The 19,793-nt window shown below is 68.1% G+C and carries 18 protein-coding genes; 8 read left to right on the top strand and 10 right to left on the bottom strand.

What is annotated here, in order from left to right; all coding sequences use genetic code 11:
* Positions 1–106: 106 nt before the first annotated feature.
* Positions 107–1,048, top strand: coding sequence for an efflux RND transporter periplasmic adaptor subunit (locus ACOMG5_RS00735; protein WP_420341856.1), 942 nt, complete (start codon positions 107–109; stop codon positions 1,046–1,048).
* On the top strand, positions 1,045–4,215 hold the full coding sequence (locus tag ACOMG5_RS00730) for an efflux RND transporter permease subunit (RefSeq protein ID WP_420341855.1): 3,171 nt from the start codon (positions 1,045–1,047) through the stop codon (positions 4,213–4,215). The genes ACOMG5_RS00735 and ACOMG5_RS00730 overlap by 4 nt, the downstream gene beginning before the upstream one ends.
* On the opposite strand, the gene ACOMG5_RS00725 is transcribed toward ACOMG5_RS00730, so the two are convergent.
* On the bottom strand, positions 4,212–4,559 hold the full coding sequence (locus ACOMG5_RS00725) for an ArsR/SmtB family transcription factor (protein WP_420341854.1): 348 nt from the start codon (positions 4,557–4,559) through the stop codon (positions 4,212–4,214). The two genes, ACOMG5_RS00730 and ACOMG5_RS00725, sit on opposite strands and share 4 nt — an antisense overlap.
* A gap of 232 nt (positions 4,560–4,791) precedes the next feature.
* Here ACOMG5_RS00725 and ACOMG5_RS00720 point away from each other — a divergent pair, with 232 nt between their 5' ends.
* Positions 4,792–5,760, top strand: coding sequence for a magnesium transporter CorA family protein (locus ACOMG5_RS00720; RefSeq protein WP_420341853.1), 969 nt, complete (start codon positions 4,792–4,794; stop codon positions 5,758–5,760).
* On the opposite strand, the gene ACOMG5_RS00715 is transcribed toward ACOMG5_RS00720, so the two are convergent.
* The 3 genes from ACOMG5_RS00715 to ACOMG5_RS00705 are packed head-to-tail and all read right to left on the bottom strand — an operon-like array spanning position 5,757 to position 7,527.
* Positions 5,757–6,194 carry a hypothetical protein gene (locus tag ACOMG5_RS00715; protein ID WP_420341852.1) on the bottom strand — a complete coding sequence of 146 codons (438 nt, stop codon included), beginning with the start codon at positions 6,192–6,194 and terminating at the stop codon, positions 5,757–5,759. The two genes, ACOMG5_RS00720 and ACOMG5_RS00715, sit on opposite strands and share 4 nt — an antisense overlap.
* Before the next feature lie 54 nt (positions 6,195–6,248).
* Positions 6,249–6,827: a retropepsin-like aspartic protease family protein gene (locus ACOMG5_RS00710; RefSeq protein WP_420341851.1), complete on the bottom strand. Its 579-nt coding sequence runs from the start codon at positions 6,825–6,827 to the stop codon at positions 6,249–6,251.
* 55 nt (positions 6,828–6,882) lie between these two features.
* Positions 6,883–7,527, bottom strand: coding sequence for a MarC family protein (locus ACOMG5_RS00705; protein WP_420341850.1), 645 nt, complete (start codon positions 7,525–7,527; stop codon positions 6,883–6,885).
* Positions 7,528–7,682: 155 nt separating this feature from the next.
* Between ACOMG5_RS00705 and ACOMG5_RS00700 the strand changes: the two genes are divergently transcribed.
* From ACOMG5_RS00700 to ACOMG5_RS00685, 4 genes are read left to right on the top strand one after another with little or no spacing between them, the layout of a single operon-like run.
* Entirely contained in the window at positions 7,683–7,901 is a 219-nt protein-coding gene (locus tag ACOMG5_RS00700; RefSeq protein WP_420341849.1) for a twin-arginine translocase TatA/TatE family subunit, read from the top strand.
* Positions 7,902–7,920: 19 nt separating this feature from the next.
* Positions 7,921–8,475, top strand: coding sequence for a Sec-independent protein translocase protein TatB (gene tatB, locus ACOMG5_RS00695; protein ID WP_420341848.1), 555 nt, complete (start codon positions 7,921–7,923; stop codon positions 8,473–8,475).
* A complete protein-coding gene (gene tatC, locus ACOMG5_RS00690; RefSeq protein WP_420341847.1) occupies positions 8,472–9,305 on the top strand; it encodes a twin-arginine translocase subunit TatC in 834 nt (277 codons plus the stop codon). Before tatB ends, tatC begins: the two co-directional genes overlap by 4 nt.
* Positions 9,302–10,138: an ATP-binding protein gene (locus tag ACOMG5_RS00685; protein ID WP_420341846.1), complete on the top strand. Its 837-nt coding sequence runs from the start codon at positions 9,302–9,304 to the stop codon at positions 10,136–10,138. The genes tatC and ACOMG5_RS00685 overlap by 4 nt, the downstream gene beginning before the upstream one ends.
* Positions 10,139–10,145: 7 nt before the next feature.
* On the opposite strand, the gene ACOMG5_RS00680 is transcribed toward ACOMG5_RS00685, so the two are convergent.
* The 6 genes from ACOMG5_RS00680 to gltX form a co-directional block, all read right to left on the bottom strand.
* Positions 10,146–11,276 carry a peptidoglycan DD-metalloendopeptidase family protein gene (locus ACOMG5_RS00680; protein WP_420341845.1) on the bottom strand — a complete coding sequence of 377 codons (1,131 nt, stop codon included), beginning with the start codon at positions 11,274–11,276 and terminating at the stop codon, positions 10,146–10,148.
* Between the two features lie 81 nt (positions 11,277–11,357).
* Positions 11,358–12,017 (bottom strand): protein-L-isoaspartate(D-aspartate) O-methyltransferase, encoded by a 660-nt coding sequence (locus ACOMG5_RS00675; protein ID WP_420341844.1) that lies wholly within the window; start codon positions 12,015–12,017, stop codon positions 11,358–11,360.
* On the bottom strand, positions 12,014–12,793 hold the full coding sequence (gene surE, locus ACOMG5_RS00670) for a 5'/3'-nucleotidase SurE (protein ID WP_420341843.1): 780 nt from the start codon (positions 12,791–12,793) through the stop codon (positions 12,014–12,016). Before surE ends, ACOMG5_RS00675 begins: the two co-directional genes overlap by 4 nt.
* 105 nt (positions 12,794–12,898) lie before the next feature.
* A complete protein-coding gene (locus ACOMG5_RS00665; RefSeq protein WP_420341842.1) occupies positions 12,899–13,549 on the bottom strand; it encodes an SDR family NAD(P)-dependent oxidoreductase in 651 nt (216 codons plus the stop codon).
* 477 nt (positions 13,550–14,026) lie between these two features.
* On the bottom strand, positions 14,027–15,322 hold the full coding sequence (gene gltA, locus ACOMG5_RS00660) for a citrate synthase (protein WP_420341841.1): 1,296 nt from the start codon (positions 15,320–15,322) through the stop codon (positions 14,027–14,029).
* A 75-nt stretch (positions 15,323–15,397) separates the two neighbouring features.
* Positions 15,398–16,798: a glutamate--tRNA ligase gene (gene gltX, locus ACOMG5_RS00655; protein ID WP_420341840.1), complete on the bottom strand. Its 1,401-nt coding sequence runs from the start codon at positions 16,796–16,798 to the stop codon at positions 15,398–15,400.
* Positions 16,799–16,962: 164 nt separating this feature from the next.
* Between gltX and ACOMG5_RS00650 the strand changes: the two genes are divergently transcribed.
* A complete protein-coding gene (locus ACOMG5_RS00650; protein WP_420341839.1) occupies positions 16,963–19,008 on the top strand; it encodes a ComEC/Rec2 family competence protein in 2,046 nt (681 codons plus the stop codon).
* Positions 19,009–19,793 lie beyond the last annotated feature (785 nt).

Below are 19,793 nucleotides of genomic sequence, written 5' to 3'. Positions count from 1 at the left end.
CGCCCTCGCGTTTAGCGCGGAAGCGGCGGGCAGGAAAGCCCTGCCGGGCTTGCGCGGTGTGGTTGTACTGGTGTAAAGAATAAACATTCTAAATATGGAATGTGATATGCGCCTGCTGCCTCTGCTGTTGCTCGCCCTGCCGCTGCCCGCTCTGGGCGGCGGAACCTATGCGGTGCTGCCCGAGCAGGTGACAGACTGGAAGGCGGTTTACGGCCAGGTCTCGGCGCGCGATGAAATTGCGGCGCGTAGCCGGCTCAGCGGCACGCTGGTGGATATGGCGGTGAGCGAGGGCGACAGCGTGGAGGCCGGGCAGGTGCTGGCGCGGGTCGAGGACGAGAAGATCGGCTATCAGCTCAGCGCGGCCGATGCGCAGATTGCGGCGGTCGAGGCGCAGCTGGCCAATGCGCAATCCGAGCTGCGCCGCGGGCAGGAGCTGACCGCGCGCGGGATCAGCTCCACCCAGCAGCTGGATGCGCTGCGCACGCAGGTGGATGTGTACACCGGGCAGATCGCCGCCCTGCGCGCCGGGCGCAAGGTGACGGAGCAGCAGGCGCTGGAGGGCGCGGTGCTGGCGCCGGTCAGCGGCCGGGTGCTGACGGTGCCGGTCACGCGCGGCACCGTGGTGATGGCGGGGGAGACGGTGGCCACGGTGGCGGGCGGCGGGTTCTACCTGCGTCTCTCGGTGCCCGAGCGGTTCGCCGCCGCGCTGGCCGAGGGCGCGCCGATCGAGATGGACACGCCGCAGGGCACGCTGGCGGGGCGGCTGGCCAAGGTATATCCGCTGATCGAGGGCGGGCGCGTGCAGGCGGATGTGGAGGTGCCGGCGCTGGATGCGCGGTTCGTGGCCGCGCGGATGCTGGTGCGGCTGCCGCTGGCCACGCGCCAGGCGATCCTGGTGCCGCAGGCGGCGGTAGAGACGCGGGTTGGGCTCGATTTCGTCAGGCTGGAGGGGCAGGGGGAGCGCGTCGTCCTGCCCGGCGCCCGGCGCGGCGACAGGGTGGAGATTGTCTCCGGGCTCGAGGGCGGTGAAACGCTGGTGCTGCCATGAAGCTCGGCATCGCGGGGCATCTGACGCAGGGCTTCATCCGCTCGGCGCTCACGCCGCTGATCATCCTGGCGGCGCTGGCGGTGGGGCTGGTGGCGCTCATTGCGCTGCCGCGCGAGGAGGAGCCGCAGATTTCGGTGCCGATGGTCGATATCCATATCTCGGCGCCGGGGCTGAAGGCCGAGGATGCGGTGCGGCTGGTGACCGAGCCGATGGAGACCATCGTCAAGGCCATCAACAATGTCGAGCATGTGTATAGCCAGACGGTGGACGACGGCGCGCTGGTGATGGCGCGGTTCGATGTGGGCACCTCGCCCGATGCGGCGGTGCTGCGCGTGCATGACCGGATCCGCGCCAATATGGACCGGATCCCAGTGGGCATCGCCGAGCCGCTGGTGGTGGGGCGCGGGATCGACGATGTGGCGATCATGGCGCTGACCCTTTCGGCGCGGCCGGGGGCGGCGGTGCCCGCGGCCGATCTGACCCGGATCGCGCACACGTTGCAGGCAGAGATCACCAAGATCGACGATGTCGGCCTGAGTTACCTTGTGGGCGAGGCGGTGGAGGCGATCCGGATCGAGCCGGATCCGGAGCGGCTCGCGCTCTATGGGGTCACGTTGCAGCAGCTGTCGCAGAAGGTGGGGGAGGCGAACCGCGCCTTCGGCACCGGGCGGCTGCGCGATGGCGGCCAGCAGGTGGATTTCGTCGCCGGGCGCACGCTGACGGCGCCGGCGGAGGTGGCGGGGCTGGTGCTGAGCACGCGCGATGGCCGCCCGGTTTATGTGGCCGATGTGGCGCGGGTGGCCTATGTGGGCGATACGGCCGAGCATATCACCGCCACGGTGACGCGCGGCGATACGGGGCCCGAGCGGCGCCCGGCGGTAACGCTGGCCATTGCCAAACGCGCCGGGGCCAATGCCGTGGTGGTGGGGGAGCAGATCCGCGCGCGGGTGGCGCAGCTCTCGGAGCGGCTGATCCCTGCGGATGTGGCGGTGGAGGTCACCCGCGATTATGGCGAGACCGCCAATGAAAAGGCCAACGAACTCCTGTTCCACCTCGGCCTCGCGACGGTCTCCATCATCGGCCTCGTGCTCATCGCTATCGGCTGGCGCGAGAGCATCGTGGTGGCCATCGTCATCCCGGTGACGATCCTGCTCACGCTGTTTGCCGCCCATGCGATGGGGTTCACCCTGAACCGGGTGAGCCTCTTCGCGCTGATCTTCTCCATCGGGATCCTGGTCGATGACGCCATCGTGGTGATCGAGAACATCGCCCGGCACTGGGCGATGCCGGGCGGCACGCGGATCGAAAAGGCCATCGCGGCGGTGGCGGAGGTGGGCAACCCCACCATCGTCGCCACGCTCACGGTGGTGGCGGCGCTCTTGCCGATGCTGTTCGTCTCGGGGCTGATGGGGCCCTATATGAGCCCGATCCCGGCGGTGGCCTCGGCGGCGATGATGTTTTCGTTCTTCGTCGCGGTGATCGTGACGCCCTGGCTGATGGTGAAGATCGCCGGGCGCGCGCCGGTGGCGCATGAGGACCACGGCGGCGGGCGGCTCGGGCGGCTCTACGAACGGGTCGCGCGGCCGGTGCTGCGCAGCCGCCGCACGGCCTGGATCTTCCTGATCGCGGCGATCGTGCTGTCCTTCGGCTCGCTGGGGCTGATCTATACGAAACATGTGACGGTGAAGCTGCTGCCCTTCGACAACAAGTCGGAGCTGAGCGTGGTGATCGACCTGCCCGAGGGGGCATCGCTGGAAAGCACGGATGCGGTGGCGCAGGCCGTGGCCGCGCGGGTGACGGCACTGCCCGAGGTGGTTTCTGTTCAGACCCATGCCGGTACGGTCGCGCCGTTCAACTTCAACGGGCTGGTGCGGCACTATTACCTGCGCGCGGATCCCTGGCAGGGCGATGTGCAGGTGAACCTGCTGCCGAAGGGCGCGCGCAGCCGCGAGAGCCATGCCATCGCGCTGCAGATCCGCGCGCTGATCGCCGATGTGCCGATGCCCGCGGGCACGGTGCTGAAGGTGGTGGAGCCGCCGCCCGGGCCGCCGGTGATGGCCACGCTGCTGGCCGAGGTCTATGGCCCTGATGCCGAGACCCGGCGCGCGGCGGCCGCGCGCATCCGCGCGGCCTTCGAGAGTGTGCCCTATATCGTCGATGTCGATGACAGCTTCGGCACGCCGGCGCGGCGGCTGCGCGCCACGATCAATGCCGATGATCTGGAGTTCCATCAGGTCGAGGAGAGCGATGTGTTCGATACGCTGGCGCTGCTGAACGGCACCACCACGGTCGGCTATTCGCACCGCGGCGCCGAGCGGATGCCGCTGCCGATCGTGATGCAGCGGCCGAAGGCGATGCGGGTGATGGACGAGGCGACGCTTTCGACCCCGATTCCCGCCAATGTGCTGCCGGGCGGGCGCGGGGTGGTGGAGCTTGGCGATGTGATCGCGGTGCGCCCCGAGACCGCCTCCTACCCGATCTTTCGCCACAATGGCCGCGCGGCAGAGATGGTGACCGCCGATCTCGCCGGGGCTTACGAGGCGCCGGTCTATGGCATGATCGCGGTGGACCGGGCGCTGGAGGCGATGGACTGGGCGCCGGGCACCCGGCCCGCGGTGCGCCTGCACGGCGCGCCCTCGGATGAGACCGGGGTTACCCTGCTGTGGGACGGCGAATGGGAGGTGACCTGGGTCACCTTCCGCGACATGGGCGCGGCCTTCGGCGTGGCGCTGGTGGCGATTTATATCCTCGTCGTGGCGCAGTTCGGCTCGTTCCGGCTGCCGCTGGTGATCCTCACGCCGATCCCGCTCACCTTCCTCGGGATCATGCTCGGGCACTGGCTGTTCGGGGCGCCGTTCTCGGCCACCTCGATGATCGGCTTCATCGCGCTTGCCGGGATCATCGTGCGCAATTCGATCCTGCTGGTGGATTTCATCCGCCACGGCGATCATGCCGGCAAATCGCAGATAGAGGTGCTGATCGCGGCGGGGGCGGTGCGGTTCCGCCCGATCCTGCTCACCGCGATCGCGGCGATGATCGGGGCCGCGGTGATCCTGACCGACCCGATCTTTCAGGGGCTGGCGATCTCGCTGCTGTTCGGGCTTCTCAGCTCGACCCTGCTGACGGTTCTGGTGATACCGGCGATCTACCGGATCTTCCGCGCCTAGCAGCGGCAGAACATCTCGTAAAGCAGGCCCACCACCTGGCCCGCCCGCGGGTCGCCCAGCGAATAGAAGATCGCCTTGCCCTCGCGGCGGGCCTGCACCAGCCCATCCGCGCGCAACCGGGCGAGCTGCTGGCTCACCGCCGCCTGACGCTGACCGAGCAGGCGTTCGAGCTCGGTCACCGATTTCTCGCCGGTGGAGAGGTGGCACAGGATCATCAGCCGCCCCTCATGGGACAGTGCTTTCAGCAGCGCCGAGGCCTGCGCCGCGCGCACGGTCATTTCCTCCGTGTTCACCGGCGGGCCGAGGGGCTGGTCATCCACGGATGGGGTCTCGCTTGCAGCCATGTGCTGCCATCTCCGGATCTGTCGGGTTCTGGGGCGGTGGTGCCCCGGGGGTATGATAACGCTCACACCGGTGCTTCGCTTCGCCGTATCATGGTGTCGCGGGGGAATCGAGGGTGCATTGCCCCGGCTCGCGGGCACGTGTGCGCGCTAGCGATGATTTGCCGATTTCAGGGGCTTGATTTCAGCGCCCCGACCGATACCAAGGCAGCACGTCAGTACGCGAGGTGCCGCCATGCTGCATGCCTACATCCCCGGAACCCGCGGCCTGAAGAGGCTGGATCAGGACACCCCGATGGTGCCCGGAGAGCAGATCGGGCAGGCGCTCTGGATCGACCTCTACCGGCCGCTCGATAGCCAGGTATCGGCGGTGGAGGCGCTCGGGAACGAAGTGCCGACCCTGGCCGACATGGAAGAAATCGAGATCTCGAACCGGCTCTACCGCGAAAGCGGCGCGGATTACATGACCGTGGTGCTGCCGGGGCAGCTGCCCGACGGGCAGTCGATGTCTGGGCCGGTGAGCTTCATTCTGACGCCGCAGCGGCTGATCACGGTGCGCCACCACACGCCGCGCAGCTTCGAGACCTTCCCCGACCGCGCCGACCGCGCGACGGCGGGCTGCACCACGCCCGAGCGGATCTTCCTCGGGCTGATCGAGGAAATCGTCTCGCGCCAGGCGGATCTGCTCGAAGGCATCGGGCGGGCGCTGGATGCGGTCTCGGTGCGGGTGCTGGGCGATGCGAACCAGGACGAATTGCAGCATGCCCTCGGCCAGGTCGGCGGGCAGGGGGAATTGCTCGGGCGGATCCGGCTCGGGCTGCTGACGCTGGAGCGCGCGCTGTCGTTCTTCGATCAGACCGCCTCCAGCCACCCGCAGGGCAAGGAGCTGCACGCCATCATCCGCGGCCAGATCCGCGACATCGGCTCGCTCGCCGTCCATGGCGATTTCCTCAGCTCTCGGGTCTCGCTCTCGGTCGATGCCACGCTCGGCATGATCAACCTCGCGCAGAACCAGACGGTGCGGATCGTCTCGGTGGTCGCGGCGCTGTTCATGCCGCCGACGCTGATCGCCTCCATGTATGGCATGAACTTCGCCAACATGCCGGAGCTGAACGAGAGCTGGGGCTACCCCTTCGCCCTCGCGCTGATGCTGATATCGGCGCTCGGGACCTGGGCCTTCTTCAAATGGCGCAACTGGCTCTAGCGGCAGATCCGGGCCTGCGGATCCAGCCGCAGGTATTCCTCCGCGCGGATCCGCACCAGCCTTGTGGAGCGGCTCCAGGTGCTGTTCCATTTCTTCAGGATGCCATTGCGGTAATATTGCCCCAGGAGGGGCGTCAGCATCGGCAGGCCGATATCGGTGCCGGTCATATGCGGCTGGTGAAAGCCGATCAGCGCGCCCGGCACCATGCAGGCATTGGGCAGCGTGGTGAAGATGGTGCAGGCGGAATCGCAAAAGCCATGGATCTGGACCCGCCTTCCGGAGGCGGCGAGCTGCTGGCGGCGGAGCACATAATCGGTGATCTGCCCGCCGCGGTCGTTCTTGATGATGATCGGCGGGGTCTTCTTGTCGGCCGCCGCTGCGGGCAGGGCGAGGGCGATCATCAGGGCGGCGGCGATCAAACGGGTGTGGTTCATGCGCTTCTCCGGTCATCTGCGGCAAAGATAGCCGCAGCCGGGCGCGCGGCAAGATCAGCGTTCGAGGATCATCCGATCCTTGCCGAACTCCACCCGCGCGAAGCGGGTCAGATAGGCCATGCCCATCAGCGAGGTGCCCATCTCGCCGCCGTTCACCACCGCGCGCAGGTCATGGTCCCGGATCGGGCCCAGCACCACGCTCTGCAGCCGGACGGGCGCGGTGGCGACGGTGCCATTGGCGGTGCGCGCCTGGCCGGTGAAGGCCAGCGCGCCGGTATCTATGCCCGCGCGGGCGGCGTCGCGCCGGTTCAGCACGATTTGCGTGGCCCCGGTATCGACGACGAAGCGCACCGGCGTGCCGTTTACCTCGGCGGTCAGGTAATAATGCCCGTCGGGGCCGAGGGGCGCCTCGATCCGGCCATCCGAAAGCACCGCCTGCGCCGGCAGCAGGCTGGCCTTGATCCCGTCCCACATGCCGAAAACGGCGATCAGCCCCATGAAGATGAGGCCCCAGACCGAAATCTGCTGCAATGTCCGCCCCGGCCGCGCGCGCAGGGCCGTCACGGCATAGCCGCCCACGGCCAGCAACAGCAGCAGAAGGTAGATCAGATCGGGCGACAGGTCTGCGGGCATCGGGCCTCCTGCCCCTGATCTAGGAAGCGGGGCGCGCCCTGTCCAGAACCCGGGCCTAGCGCCCAGTGAGCGTGGCGATCAGCCCGGCGCCGCGCAGACCATCCAGGATGAACTGGATCGCAAGGGCCGCGAGCAGCATCCCGAACAGCCGCGTCATCACCATCATGCCGGTGCGCCCGAGCAGGCGCGCGACCGGCGCAGCGATCAGGAACATCGCCATCACGCAGCCCAGCACCGCGAGCATGACCAGATGCACCTCTGCCAGCCGCAGCCAGCCGCGCGGCGGGCCGCCCGCAAGCAGGACCATGGTGGCAAGCGCGCCCGGCCCGGCGATGAGGGGGGTGGCCAGCGGAAACACGGAAGGGTCGTCGGTCGGGTCTCCGGCATGGGCGGAGGACTGGTTTTCGCGCCGTTGCGTGCGCCGCTCGAACAGCATGTCGAGCGCGGTGAGGAACAGCAGCACCCCGCCCGAGATCCGGAACGCGGGCATGGAGATGCCCACCGTGGACAGGAGCTTCTCGCCGAAGAGGCCGAACAGCGTCAGCAGCCCCGCCGCCACCAGCAGCGCCCGCACCCCGACCGCGAGCCGCGCCTGAGTGCTCATGCCCCGCGTCAGCGCGATGAACAGCGGCACGAGGCCGATCGGATCGACCACGACGAATAGCGTCACGAAGGCGGCAATGGCGTCGGACATCGGCATGGTGCCAGCCTATCGGGCAGCCGCCCCGCGATCCAGCGCGCGATGCCGAAAATCTTGCGTGAAACTCGGAATCGCTCTTTGATTGCGCGGCCGGGGGGCATACATGTTGTAGCCGACATCAACAGGTGCGCACGAGACGCGCCGGGGAGACTGACATGCTCAACAATATCGGCCTGCCGGGCCTTCTTCTGATCGCTGTTGTGGTTCTTGTGCTGTTCGGCAAGGGCAAAGTTTCGTCGCTGATGGGCGAGGTCGGCAAAGGCATCACCGCCTTCAAGAAAGGCGTGAACGACGGCACCAAGGAAATCGAGGACGCGAAGGTCGATGGCGCCCGCGACGTGACCCCGGCGCCCGCCGACAAGGACAAGGCCTGACCGCGGTCGGCTATCGACGATGCTGGATATCGGTTGGAGCGAGCTGTTGCTGATCGGCGTCGTGGCGCTGATCGTCGTGGGGCCGAAGGACCTGCCCGTGATGTTCCATACGCTGGGGCGGATCACGGCGCGTGCCCGGCAGATGGCGCGGGAGTTCAGCCGCGCCATGGAAGATGCGGCGAAGGACACCGGGCTTGATGCCGCGGACCTGAAGAACATGACCTCGAAGAAGTCGCTCGGTCTCGATGCGCTGGAGCGCGCGACCGAGAAATTCGAGAAATGGGAGCCGAAATTCCCGAACGCCGCCCGCCCGGCGGCATCGGCGGCGCTGCAGCCCGATCCGAATCTGGATGCGGCCGAAACCGCATTCGAGCCCGACGAGGCGCCGGTTGCGGCCGCTCCCCCGGAGCCCGCATTGGCCCCAGTTCCAGCTCCCGCGAACCCCCGCGCCGCGAAACCGCGCGCGCCCAAGGCCGAAGGCGCTGCGCCCAAGCCCCGCGCCGCCAAGCCGAAGGCCGAAGGGGCCGCGCCCAAGCCGCGCAAGAAGGCCGCAGCCAAGAAGGATGAGGCATGAGCGCCGCGCCCGAAGACCAGATCGACGATTCCGCCGCCCCGCTGATCGAGCACCTGGCCGAGCTGCGCAACCGCGTGCTCTATGCGCTGGCGGCCTTCGTGGTGGCGATGATCGTCGCCTATACCGTCTGGAACCCGATCTTCAATTTCCTGACCCGGCCGATCTGCCATGCGCTGGAGCTGCGCGGGCAGGCCTGCAACCTGGTGCTGATCAAGCTGCAGGAGGGCTTCTTCGTCGCCATCCGGATCTCGTTCATCGGCGGCTTCGCACTGTCTTTCCCGGTGATTTCCTACCAGCTGTGGCGCTTCGTGGCGCCGGGGCTCTATAAATCCGAGCGCTCCGCCTTCCTGCCGTTCCTGGTGGCTTCGCCGGTGATGTTCCTGCTGGGCGCGGCCTTCGCCTATTATGTCGTGCTGCCGATCGCCTTCAGCTTCTTCCTGAGCTTCCAGCAGGGCGGTGTGGTCGAGGGCGGCAACGAGCTCGCCGGGATCGGCTTCCAGGGCTCGGTCGAGGAATACCTCGCACTGACGACGAAATTCGTCATGGCTTTCGGGATCTGCTTCCAGCTGCCGGTGCTGCTCACGCTGATGGGCAAGGCCGGACTGGTGAGCGCGAAGGGCCTCGCCTCGGTGCGCAAATATGCGATCGTGCTGATCCTGATCGTGGCCGCCGTCGTCACCCCCCCCGACATGATGAGCCAGCTGATCCTGTTTGCGGCGATCTACCCGCTCTATGAAGTCTCGATCTGGATCATCCGCCGCATCGAGAAAACCCGCGAGGCGAAAATGCGCGCCGAAGGCACCTGGGTCGAGGACGACGAAGACGAATGAGCGACCCGCTGATCCGCATCGCCGAGGCGCTGGAGCGCCTCGCGCCGCCGCCTGCGCCTGCGCCGGACCTGAGCGCGGCCGATGCCTTCGCCTGGCACACCGGGCCGGACCGGCTTGTGCCGGTACAGCGGGTTGCGCGGATCGATATCGGCCTGCTGCGCGGCATCGACCGGGCGCGCGATACACTGCTGGCCAATACGCTGCAATTCGCGCGGGGGGCGGCTGCGAACAATGCGCTGCTCTGGGGCGCGCGGGGGATGGGGAAGTCCTCGCTGGTGAAGGCGGTGCATGCCGAGGTTTTGCGCCAGGGGCTGCCGGTGAAGCTCGTGGAGCTCGCGCGCGAGGATCTGCCCACGGTCGGGCGGCTGCTCGGGCATCTGCGGGCCTCGGACGCGCGCTTCATCCTGTTCTGCGACGATCTGTCGTTCAGCCATGACGATCAGCACTACAAGAGCCTGAAGGCGGTTCTGGATGGCGGGATCGAGGGGCGGCCCGCCAACGTGCTGCTCTATGCCACCTCGAACCGGCGTCATCTGATGCCGCGCGACATGATCGAGAACGAACGCTCGACCGCCATCAGCCCCTCCGAGGCGGTGGAGGAGAAGGTCTCGCTCTCGGATCGGTTCGGCCTGTGGCTGGGCTTCCACCCCAGCGATCAGGACACGTTCCTGGCCATGATCGAGGGCTATTGCATGAGCTACGGGCTCAGCATTCCGCCCGAGCAGCTCCGCGCCGAGGCGATCGAATGGCAGGCGACGCGCGGCAGCCGCTCCGGCCGGGTCGCCTGGCAGTTCTTCTGCGACCTTGCCGGGCGGAACGGGCTCGCGCTCTAGCCCGCCGTCATTCCAGATAGGGAACCGGGTCGACGCTGTCGAAGCCTTGGCGCACCTCGAAATGCAGGTAGCCATCGCCGCCGGAGCGGATCTGCGCGATCGTCTGGCCGCGCTTCACCGTGTCGCCCTTGGCGACGCTGATCTTGTCGATATTGGCATAGACGGTCATCAGCCCGTCGGGATGGCGCAGCACCAGGATCGGCACCTGTTCGGTGTCCTTGGTGATGGCGGCCACGGTGCCGGTGGCTGCGGCCTTGACCGGGGTGCCCGCGCTCGCGGCGATGTCGATGCCGTCGTTCTTCTTCTTCACATAGGGGCGGATGATCGAGCCCGAGACCGGCATGGCCATCTGCGATTGCGTGGCCGAGCGTCCGGCGCCGAGGTCGGGGGCCGCGGATTTGTTGACCGGCTCCGAAGCCTTCGGCGGCACTTCGGCGGGCAGGGGCTTGGCCGCGGAGGGCGGCTCCGGCGTGGGCGAGCCCTGGCCCGGCTGGGTCACCACGGCGGTCGCGGGGGTGGCCGCGCCGCTGGCCGGCGGGATCAGCAGGAACTGCCCTTCATGCACGCTTAGGTCCGAAGACAGCCCGTTCCATTCCGCGAGCGATTTCACCGGCACATTGTAGTAGCGCGCAATCGAATAGGCGGTTTCGCCGCGGGCGACCTTGTGGCGCACGGGCTCGGTCCCGGCGCTCGGGGCGGGGGCAGGGGCCGCAGCGGCGCTGGTGGGCGCCGCGCGGTCGATTGCCGCCGAGGCGAGGCTGGTCACGTCGATCTGCTCGCTGCCGCCGCCGGTGACCGGGGCCGCCATCGGGGCCGCTGCGGTGGCGCTCGCCACCCGCCGCGGCAGCGCCAGGACGGCGCCCTTGTTCATCGGCGTATTTGCGGAGACGGCGTTGTAGCGGGCGAGCTCCTGCGGATCCACGCCCGCCCGGCGTGCGATCGTGGCCACCGTATCGCCGTTCTGCGCCACGGCGACCTGATAATTCGGATAGGAGATCACCCCGCGGCTGTCTGGCGTCGGGCGCGGCTGCGTCGCCGTTTGCGCCGCGTCGCGGGTGTCGAAGCCGAGCGAGGTATATCCCCTCATGTCCGGATCGAAACCGCTGCAGGCCGAAAGCGCCAACAGGGCGCAGGTCATCGTCAGTTTCCGGGGCGCGGAAAGGGTCATCGCTCGTCCTCGTCATGTTCGGCGGCCCCTGTTGCCGGGGCCTTGGGGCGGCTAGTCGTTCGCCATCCCCTCGATGAGCGGGACGAAACGGACCGGCCGCAGTTCCTCATAGTCGTAGCCGGTCTGGGTCCGGGTGACGCGGATCAGGCTCTGCACCGCATCCGACTGACCGACCGGGACGACCATGATACCGCCGAACTTCAGCTGCGACAACAGGGGGCCGGGCGGGTCTTCGGCGGCAGCGGTGACAAGAATGCGATCAAACGGGGCCTGATCGGGCAATCCACGCGAACCATCCCCGGCGATGGCGACGACATTCGACAGGCCGAGGGCATTGAAAATCTCGCGTGCCTCCTGCGCCAGACGCCGATGCCGCTCCACCGTATAGACCCGCCGCGCGAGGCACGACAGCACTGCCGCCTGATAGCCCGAGCCGGTGCCGATTTCGAGCACGGTGTCGCGCGGGCCGACATGCAGCATCTGCGTCATCAGCGCCACGACCGAGGGCTGGGAGATCGTCTGGCCGCAGGAGATCGGCAGCGGCATATCCTCATAGGCGCGTTCGGCGAAGATCCCGCGCACGAAGCGGCCGCGGTCGATCTTCTCCATCGCCGAAAGGACCCGGGCGTCGGTCATGCCCTGCTGGCGCAGGCTGAAGAGGAAACGCATCTTGCGCTCGGCGGCACCGTCGTCCTCTTCGCCCTCCGTCATGCCAGCTGTGCCTCCAGCGTGCCCAGAACGTCATGCGCGGTCAGGTCCGCGCGCATCGGCGTGACCGAGATCCAGCCCTCGAGGTTCAGCGCGGCATCGGTGCCCGGCGCGCTCGCCACATGCTGCTGGCCGCCCTTCACCCACAGGAACCGCCGCCCGGAGGGCGAATGCATCGATTCCACCGAGAAGAAGCTGTCGGTGCGGTAGCCCTGGGCTGCCACCTTGAACCCCTTCACCGCGGCCGCGGCCACCGGCGGGAAGTTGATATTGTAGAACACGCGGTAGGGGCCATTGTCCCACACGCCCTTTTCCCAGACCCGGCGCACGAGGTCGGGGCCGAAGGTGCGCGCGGCCTCGAACGGATCGGGCCCGCAGCCCGGCCCGAAGAACTGCGAGAGCGCTATGGCCGGAACGCCCTGCAGCGCCGCCTCCATCGCGCCGCCCACCGTTCCGGAATAGAGCGCGTTCTCGCCTGAATTGTTGCCCGCGTTGACGCCCGAAAGCACCAGGTCGGGCTTGCCATCGGCCAGCACATCATAGAGCCCCGCAAGGACGCAATCGGCTGGGCTGCCTTCGGCTGCGAAGCGGCGCGCGCCGTGTTTCGCGATCATCATCGGCCGGGTGTAGCTGATGCAATGGCCGACGCCGGATTGCTCAAAGGCGGGGGCGACGGTCCAGACCTCGCCCTCGGGCCCGGCGAGCTCGGAGGCGATGTCCAGCAGTACCTCCAGCCCGGGGGCGTGGATGCCGTCGTCGTTGGTGATCAGAATGCGCATGTCGGTCCCGGAGCTGTCTCGCTCCTGATTAGCGCGCGCCCCGGGCCCCGACAAGCGCTGCGGGGCAGGGGGCGGGAAAAGGCCCGCGACTGTGCCCCGATGGACTCAGAGTGCGTCGAGGATCCGCTGCGCCTCGGCCCGGGTATCGGCCAGCGGGGCGCGGTCCTCCGAGGGGAAGAAGCGCGCACGCACCGCCGTCGCCATCGGGCGGGGCGCGGCGATGACCACGCGCGGCCCGATCCGGGTGCTCTCGGCCTGCCAGCTGCGCGCGAGCGCGATTTGCGCGGCCTTGGTCGCGCCATAGGCACCGAAGAATTTCTCTCCCGCGCGCGGATCGTCGAAGAACAGCGCGGTGCCTTCGCCCGCCCGCAGCAGCGGATCGAGCAGCGGGATCATGCCCGCCGGCGCGGTGACATTCACCGTGAGCGACTTTGCCAGATCCTTGGCATCGGCATGGGCTGCGGGCGCGAGCGGTGCCGCATGGATCGCCGTATGCGCCCACAGCCCGATCCGCCCCCAGCGGGCAGCGAGCTGTTGCGCCAGATGTTCCATCTGCGCTGGTTCGGTGACGTCGAGCGGGCCGAGCGTCGCCGTCCCGCCTGCAGCCTGGATCCGGTCGTCCAGCTCCTCGAGCCCGCCCACGGTCCGGGCGACGGCCATCACATGCCAGCCGCGCGCGGCCAGCGTTTCGGCAAGTGCTGCGCCCAGCCCGCGCGAGGCCCCCGTCACCAGGGCGATCGGTTTCGTATCACTCATGGCGATTGTCTTGGCAGAGGCCCCGGCGCAGCGCAAGGGGGCGCCCCTGCGGCATCGCGGCGCTGCGGCAGCATGGGCGCCATGTTGCAGATGCCACAGCCTCGCCCGGCGGCGCGATGCCGCAGGGTGCCTGTCAGGCGGGCATTGTACCCGGCATGGGGGATCCTGCTTGGGCACGACAGGCAGAGGCAGGCTCTCGTCTGTCTTTGCGCTGCTCCGGTACTTCGGATCTGCGGCAGCGTGGCCTTGCCCGCAGGGGCGCGGAGGTCCTGGCGTCAGCCTGTCCGGGCGTGTTACTGCGTATCCCGCAGGGCGTGGGCACTTCCCAGGCCGTGCGCGCCGAGCCCATTCGCGCGCGGGGGCGAGGCTGTGCGGGGGCCGCCCGCCTCGCGCTGATCTCTAAAGAAAACACCGGACCGCGCGGGCGATCCGGTGCCGGATTTCCTGGGCGGCGGGGCTCGCCCGCCGCAGCGGGGCTCAGCGGCCCTCCACCTCGACATAATCGCGCGCGGCGTAGCCGGTGTACAGCTGGCGCGGACGGCCGATTTTCTGCGTGGGATCGCCGATCATTTCCTTCCACTGCGAAATCCAGCCGACGGTGCGCGACAGCGCGAAGATCGGCGTGAACATCGAGGTCGGGAAGCCCATCGCTTCGAGGATGATGCCCGAGTAGAAATCGACGTTCGGATAGAGCTTCTTCGAGACGAAGTAGTCGTCCTCCAGCGCGATCTTCTCCAGCTCCTTGGCGACCTGCAGGATCGGGTTGTTGTGCACGCCGAGCAGATCCAGCACTTCATCCGCCGATTGCTTCATCACCTTCGCGCGCGGGTCGAAGTTCTTGTAGACCCGGTGGCCGAAGCCCATCAGACGGAACGGATCGTTCTTGTCCTTGGCGCGGGCGATATATTCCGGGATCCGGTCGACCGAGCCGATTTCCTGCAGCATTTCGAGGCAGGCCTGGTTGGCGCCGCCATGCGCGGGCCCCCACAGGCAGGCGATGCCGGCCGCAATACAGGCAAACGGGTTCGCCCCCGAAGAGCCCGCCAGACGCACGGTGGAGGTGGAGGCGTTCTGCTCGTGGTCCGCATGCAGCGTCATGATCCGGTCCATCGCCAGCGCCAGCGCCGGCTCGACCTTGTAGGGCTCGGCCGGGACGGCGAAGCACATGTGCAGGAAGTTCGCGGCATAGCCCAGATCGTTGCGCGGATAGACGAACGGCTGGCCGATCGAATATTTGTAGGCCATCGCCGCGATCGTCGGCAGCTTCGCGATCAGCCGGAAGGCCGCAATCTCGCGCTGGCGCTCGTCGTTGATGTCGGTCGAGTCGTGATAGAAGGCCGACATCGCGCCGACCACGCCGACCATCGTCGCCATCGGGTGCGCATCGCGGCGGAAGCCGCGGAAGAAGTTGTGCATCTGCTCGTGCACCATCGTGTGACGGGTCACGGTGCGCTCGAAGGCTTCCATCTGCTCCTTGTTCGGCAGCTCGCCGTTCAGCAGCAGGTAGCAGACTTCCAGATAGTGGGATTTCTCGGCCAGCTGTTCGATCGGGTAGCCGCGGTACAGCAGTTCGCCCTTGTCGCCGTCGATATAGGTGATCGCCGAGTCGCAGGCGGCGGTCGAGGTGAAGCCCGGGTCATAGGTGAAGACGTCCGCCTGGCCATAGAGCTTGCGGATGTCCAGCACGTCGGGGCCGACGGTGGGCGAGAGCACCGGGAGCTCGTAGGTCTTCCCGTCCAGCTCAAGCTTGGCTACGCGATTCGTATCTGCCATGAGGTTCCCTTTCCTGTCTTCCGGCGGGGCCACGCCGGGATGTCGCTTCCGGTTCCCCGGGAAGGCGGCCGGGCCTCAGGCCGCCTGATCTGTGATCCTGGCCAGGGTCTCCTCCCGACCGAGAACAAGCATCATATCGAACACGCTGGGGGTCACCGACCGCCCGGCGAGCGCGGCACGCAGGGGGGCGGCGAGCTTGCCCATTCCCACCCCATGCGCCTGCGCCACGTCTGCGACAATGGCCTCCAGAGCCTCTCGCGTCCAGCTAGCATTTCGCATCTGCGGCGTCAATTCGGCGAGTATACCACGGGATACCGTATCGAGCGATTTCAGTGCCTTCTCATCCGGGGACAGAGGCCGCGATGCCAGTACAAATTCCGCTTTCTCAATGAGTTGCGGGTAGGTCTTTGCGGATTGCTTGAGCGCGGGCATTGCGCGCAGCAGCCCATCGGCCTGTGCATCCGTGAGCGGAGCGAGCCCCGCAGCCTCCAGATAGCCCTGCGCACCGCCTAGAAGTTCAGCATCTTCCATCACCGCCATGTGCTGGCCGCAGATGTTTTCCAGCTTCTTGAAGTCCAGCCGCGAGGGGGAGCGCCCGATTCCTTCCAGCGTGAACCAGGCCTGCGCCTGTGCATCGCTGAAGAACTCGTCGTCGCCATGGCTCCAGCCGAGGCGGGCGAGGTAGTTGCGCATGCCCGGCGCCGGGTAGCCCATCGCCTGATACTGCTCCAGCCCGACCGCGCCATGGCGCTTCGACAGCTTTTTGCCATCCGGCCCGTGGATCAGCGGGATATGCGCATGCACCGGCACCGCCCAGTCCATCGCGTGATAGATCTGCATCTGCCGCGCGGTGTTCACCAGGTGGTCGTCGCCGCGGATCACATGGGTGACGCCCATGTCATGGTCGTCCACCACCACCGCCAGCATGTAGGTGGGCGTGCCGTCGGAGCGCAGGCAGACCATGTCGTCGAGCTGGTCATTGCGGATGGTCACGTCGCCCTGCACCTTGTCGCGGATCACGGTTTCGCCCTCGCGCGGCGCGCGCAGGCGGATCACATAGGGGCGGTCCGGGTAGGTCGCGGGGTCGGCGTCGCGCCAGGGGCTGAGGAACAGGGTGGAGCGGCCCTCGGCCCGGGCGGCTTCGCGGAAGGCCTCGATTTCCTCCTGCGTGGAGAAGCACTTGTAGGCGCGGCCGCGGGCCAGCATCTCGCGCGCCACTTCGGCATGGCGCGGCGCGCGTTCGAACTGGCTGACCACATCGCCATCCCAGTCGAGGCCAAGCCAGGTCAGGCCCTTCAGGATCGCTTCGGTCGCCTCCGGGGTGGAGCGGCTGCGGTCGGTATCCTCGATCCGCAGCAGGAACTTGCCGCCATGGCCGCGCGCGAACAGCCAGTTGAAAAGCGCGGTGCGCGCGCCGCCGATGTGGAGGTAGCCGGTGGGCGAGGGGGCGAAGCGGGTGACGATCTGTTCGGACATCGGGGGCCTTTCTCGCGCGCCATCCGGGCTCGCGTTAACCATCTGTAAACCATGCGGCCGATAGGCTGCGGCTCGCGGGATTTCTATGCGCGCAGGGGGCGGGAAACAAGGTGTCGGGGTCAGCGGAGCCTGCCTGGGCCGGGCCGAAGCCGGCAATCGGCCTCGTGGCGTCCCTGCGCGGGCTGGGGGCGGGCCTTGCGGCGGGGCTGATCCAGGCCCGGGTGGACCTCGTTCTCTGGGCACCGCTGGCGCTCGCCTGCGGCATCGGTGGTTATTTCGCGCTCCGCGACGAACCTCCCGCGATCCTGGTCTGGGGCGCGGTTGCCGCGGTGATTTTCGGCGCGGTCGCGTTGTTCCGCGCGCCCGAAACCGCGCGTTTCGCGGCGGGCATGGTCGCGCTCTGCGCGCTCGGCTTCGTGCTGGCGGAGCTGCGCGCCCAGTCGGTCGCGGCGCCGGTCCTGTCGTTTCGCTACTACGGCCCGGTGGAGGGCCGGATCATCGGCATCGACCGCTCCTCCCGCGACCGGATCCGCATCACCCTCGATCAGGTCGTGCTCGATGATGTGGCTCCCGCGCGCACCCCGCAGGCCGTGCGGATTTCGCTGCAGGACGCGCCGCGGCATCTGCTGCTGGAGCCCGGCCTGCGGGTGATGATGACGGCCAATATGCAGCCGCCTTCCGGCCCGACAGAACCCGGCGCCTGGGATTTCCGCCGCATGGCCTGGTTCGCGGGGCTGGGCGCCGTGGGCTATGCGCGCACTCCGGTGATGCTGCTCGAACCCGCCCCGCAGGGCGATTGGGCCATGGCCGGGCACCGCGCGCGGATGGCGATCTCGCGGGCGATGCAGGCGCGGATGGAGGGGCAGGCGGGAGCCGTCGCCGCCGCGCTGATGACGGGCGACCGCTCCGGCATCTCGGAGGCGACGAATGTCGCGATGCGCGCTTCGAACCTCTATCACATCGTCTCCATCTCCGGGTTGCACATGGGGATGCTGGCGGGCTTCGTATTTGCCGCGATCCGGATCGGCATCGCCGCCTGCGGCACGCTGGCGCTGCGGGTCCCGGCGAAGAAGATCGCGGCCGTGGTCGCGCTGTTGGCCGCGACGGTCTATCTCTGGATCGCGGGGGCGGAGGTCGCGACCGCGCGGGCCTATATCATGACCGGGGTAATGCTGCTCGCCGTTCTGTTCGACCGCCGTGCCCTTTCACTGCGCACGGTCGCGCTGGCGGCGATCGTGCTGATGGTGCTGCGTCCGGAAGGGCTGACCGAGCCGGGCTTCCAGATGTCCTTCGCGGCGACGGTGGCGCTGATCGGCGTCTATGGCCATTGGGAGAACCATGCGACGGGGATCCCGGGCTGGCTGCGCCCGGTGCTGGGCCTTCTGGTCACCTCGCTGATCGCCAGCGCCGCGACCGGGCCGCTGGCGGCGGCGCATTTCAACCGCGTCTCGGGCTACGGCGTGATCGCCAACATGCTGACCGTGCCGGTCATGGGCACGTTCATCATGTCGGCCGGAGTGATAGCGGCGGTTTTGGCGCCGTTCGGCCTTTCCGGCCTGCCGCTCTGGGTGATGGAGATGGGCACGCGCTGGATGCTGTTCGTGGCCGACCGGGTGGCGGAGCTCGGCGGATCGGTGACGATGATGCCTGCGCCGCCCGCGGTGGTGGTGCCGCTGATGACGGCGGGGGCGATGGTCGCGCTGCTGAGCCGGGGCCTCCTGCGCGGCGTGGCGGTCTGCGCCTGTCTGGCCGCGGGCTGGATCTGGCTGCAATCCGACCGGCCCGCGCTCCTGGTCGGGGGCGAGGCGGAGCTCGTCGGGCTGCTCGGGCCCGAGGGGCGGGTGATGTCGAAGCCCGGCGCGGGCTTTCTGGCGACGAACTGGCTCGAAGCGGATGGCGACGAGGCCAGCCCCGAAGACGCCGCGGCCCGCCCCGGTTTCGAAGGCCCGCCCGGCGCCCGCAGCGCGGTCTGGCAGGGGCGCCGGATCGTGCATCTCACCGGCAAGGCCGCTCCCGGCCTCCTCGACTCTGCATGCCAGGATGGCGCATTGGTCGTAGTCGCGGTGCGCGTGGCGAATGCGGCGGCCCGGTCCGGCTGCGACCTCTGGGATCTGGCGCGCCTCGAAGCCTCCGGCGCGCTCGCATTCGGGGCTGATGGGGGCCTGGAGATCACGGAGGCGGGGCGCAGATTATGGACCGGCGCCAGATAATGCCCTCCACCGGGCCGCGTGCCCAGGCAGGCTGATGCGCCCTCAACAGGGCGCCGAGCGCGTTTCGCTGAAAGTGGGCAAACGTGCTGTTCAGCAGCCAGCCGGGCAGGTCGGTCCGCACACATTGAGAAGGTTGGGAGTGCCGGAGGGCCTTCTGCGCCCGGGGACAGGTTTTGCGTGCGTCGTCTGATCCAATCGTGATCGGGCGCTCCTGCTGAGTGGCTCGCGGCGCATAATGGCGCAACGCGCCGCCCGAAGGCTGGGCGGGCCTGGCCTGCGCGCCCTGATCATGCCCGCCCCGGTACGCAACCGATTTGTCTTTGGGCCGGCGGTCAGGCAACCTTAGGGCGGCCGGGATAGCTGTTGTTTCGATGCATTCTGGCCGGGCCGGAGGCAGCGCCATTTGCCGGTTGCGAGAGGCAAGCATTAGGGCCCGTGCGTCCGATCTCCGCTCACTGGTGGCGGATGCTGGCGCATCTTAAGCGAAGCTTGATTCAGGGTGTATCCCTATGGGGCCAGAACGCGCTCGTGGCTGTGCCGCATGCAGAAGAGCGTCCCGCGCAGCGTTTCCCGCAGACGGAGAGGATGAGATGATAATCGCAGGAGCACTTGCAAGGCCTGAGAGGGCGCTCTCTCCCTGAGGAGGAAGAAAGATGCCGCAGCTCTTGCTCATAGCGAAAATATGGCTCGGGATGGAGACACGTCGCAATTCTAGGTTCCCGGATCTAAGCAGCACCCGATCTCGGATCGGCAGCCTGCGAGGTGCTGCCTGCAGCCCTACGCCT

Source organism: Paenirhodobacter sp. (assembly GCF_041916475.1).
Lineage (GTDB): Bacteria > Pseudomonadota > Alphaproteobacteria > Rhodobacterales > Rhodobacteraceae > Rhodobacter.
Note: the sequence above shows the minus strand (reverse complement) of the source record. Positions and strands in the feature narration are given on the sequence as shown.

Coding starts and splice junctions, on each gene's coding strand:
- gltA (WP_420341841.1), bottom strand. CDS start 15,322: ATGGCAGATACGAATCGCGTAGCCAAGCTTGAGCTGGACGGGAAGACC.
- ACOMG5_RS00725 (WP_420341854.1), bottom strand. CDS start 4,559: ATGGCTGCAAGCGAGACCCCATCCGTGGATGACCAGCCCCTCGGCCCG.
- ACOMG5_RS00680 (WP_420341845.1), bottom strand. CDS start 11,276: ATGACCTGCGCCCTGTTGGCGCTTTCGGCCTGCAGCGGTTTCGATCCG.
- ACOMG5_RS00730 (WP_420341855.1), top strand. CDS start 1,045: ATGAAGCTCGGCATCGCGGGGCATCTGACGCAGGGCTTCATCCGCTCG.
- ACOMG5_RS00665 (WP_420341842.1), bottom strand. CDS start 13,549: ATGAGTGATACGAAACCGATCGCCCTGGTGACGGGGGCCTCGCGCGGG.
- ACOMG5_RS00735 (WP_420341856.1), top strand. CDS start 107: ATGCGCCTGCTGCCTCTGCTGTTGCTCGCCCTGCCGCTGCCCGCTCTG.
- ACOMG5_RS00715 (WP_420341852.1), bottom strand. CDS start 6,194: ATGAACCACACCCGTTTGATCGCCGCCGCCCTGATGATCGCCCTCGCC.
- ACOMG5_RS00720 (WP_420341853.1), top strand. CDS start 4,792: ATGCTGCATGCCTACATCCCCGGAACCCGCGGCCTGAAGAGGCTGGAT.
- tatC (WP_420341847.1), top strand. CDS start 8,472: ATGAGCGCCGCGCCCGAAGACCAGATCGACGATTCCGCCGCCCCGCTG.
- ACOMG5_RS00685 (WP_420341846.1), top strand. CDS start 9,302: ATGAGCGACCCGCTGATCCGCATCGCCGAGGCGCTGGAGCGCCTCGCG.
- ACOMG5_RS00705 (WP_420341850.1), bottom strand. CDS start 7,527: ATGCCGATGTCCGACGCCATTGCCGCCTTCGTGACGCTATTCGTCGTG.
- ACOMG5_RS00710 (WP_420341851.1), bottom strand. CDS start 6,827: ATGCCCGCAGACCTGTCGCCCGATCTGATCTACCTTCTGCTGCTGTTG.
- ACOMG5_RS00675 (WP_420341844.1), bottom strand. CDS start 12,017: ATGACGGAGGGCGAAGAGGACGACGGTGCCGCCGAGCGCAAGATGCGT.
- ACOMG5_RS00700 (WP_420341849.1), top strand. CDS start 7,683: ATGCTCAACAATATCGGCCTGCCGGGCCTTCTTCTGATCGCTGTTGTG.
- tatB (WP_420341848.1), top strand. CDS start 7,921: ATGCTGGATATCGGTTGGAGCGAGCTGTTGCTGATCGGCGTCGTGGCG.
- surE (WP_420341843.1), bottom strand. CDS start 12,793: ATGCGCATTCTGATCACCAACGACGACGGCATCCACGCCCCCGGGCTG.
- gltX (WP_420341840.1), bottom strand. CDS start 16,798: ATGTCCGAACAGATCGTCACCCGCTTCGCCCCCTCGCCCACCGGCTAC.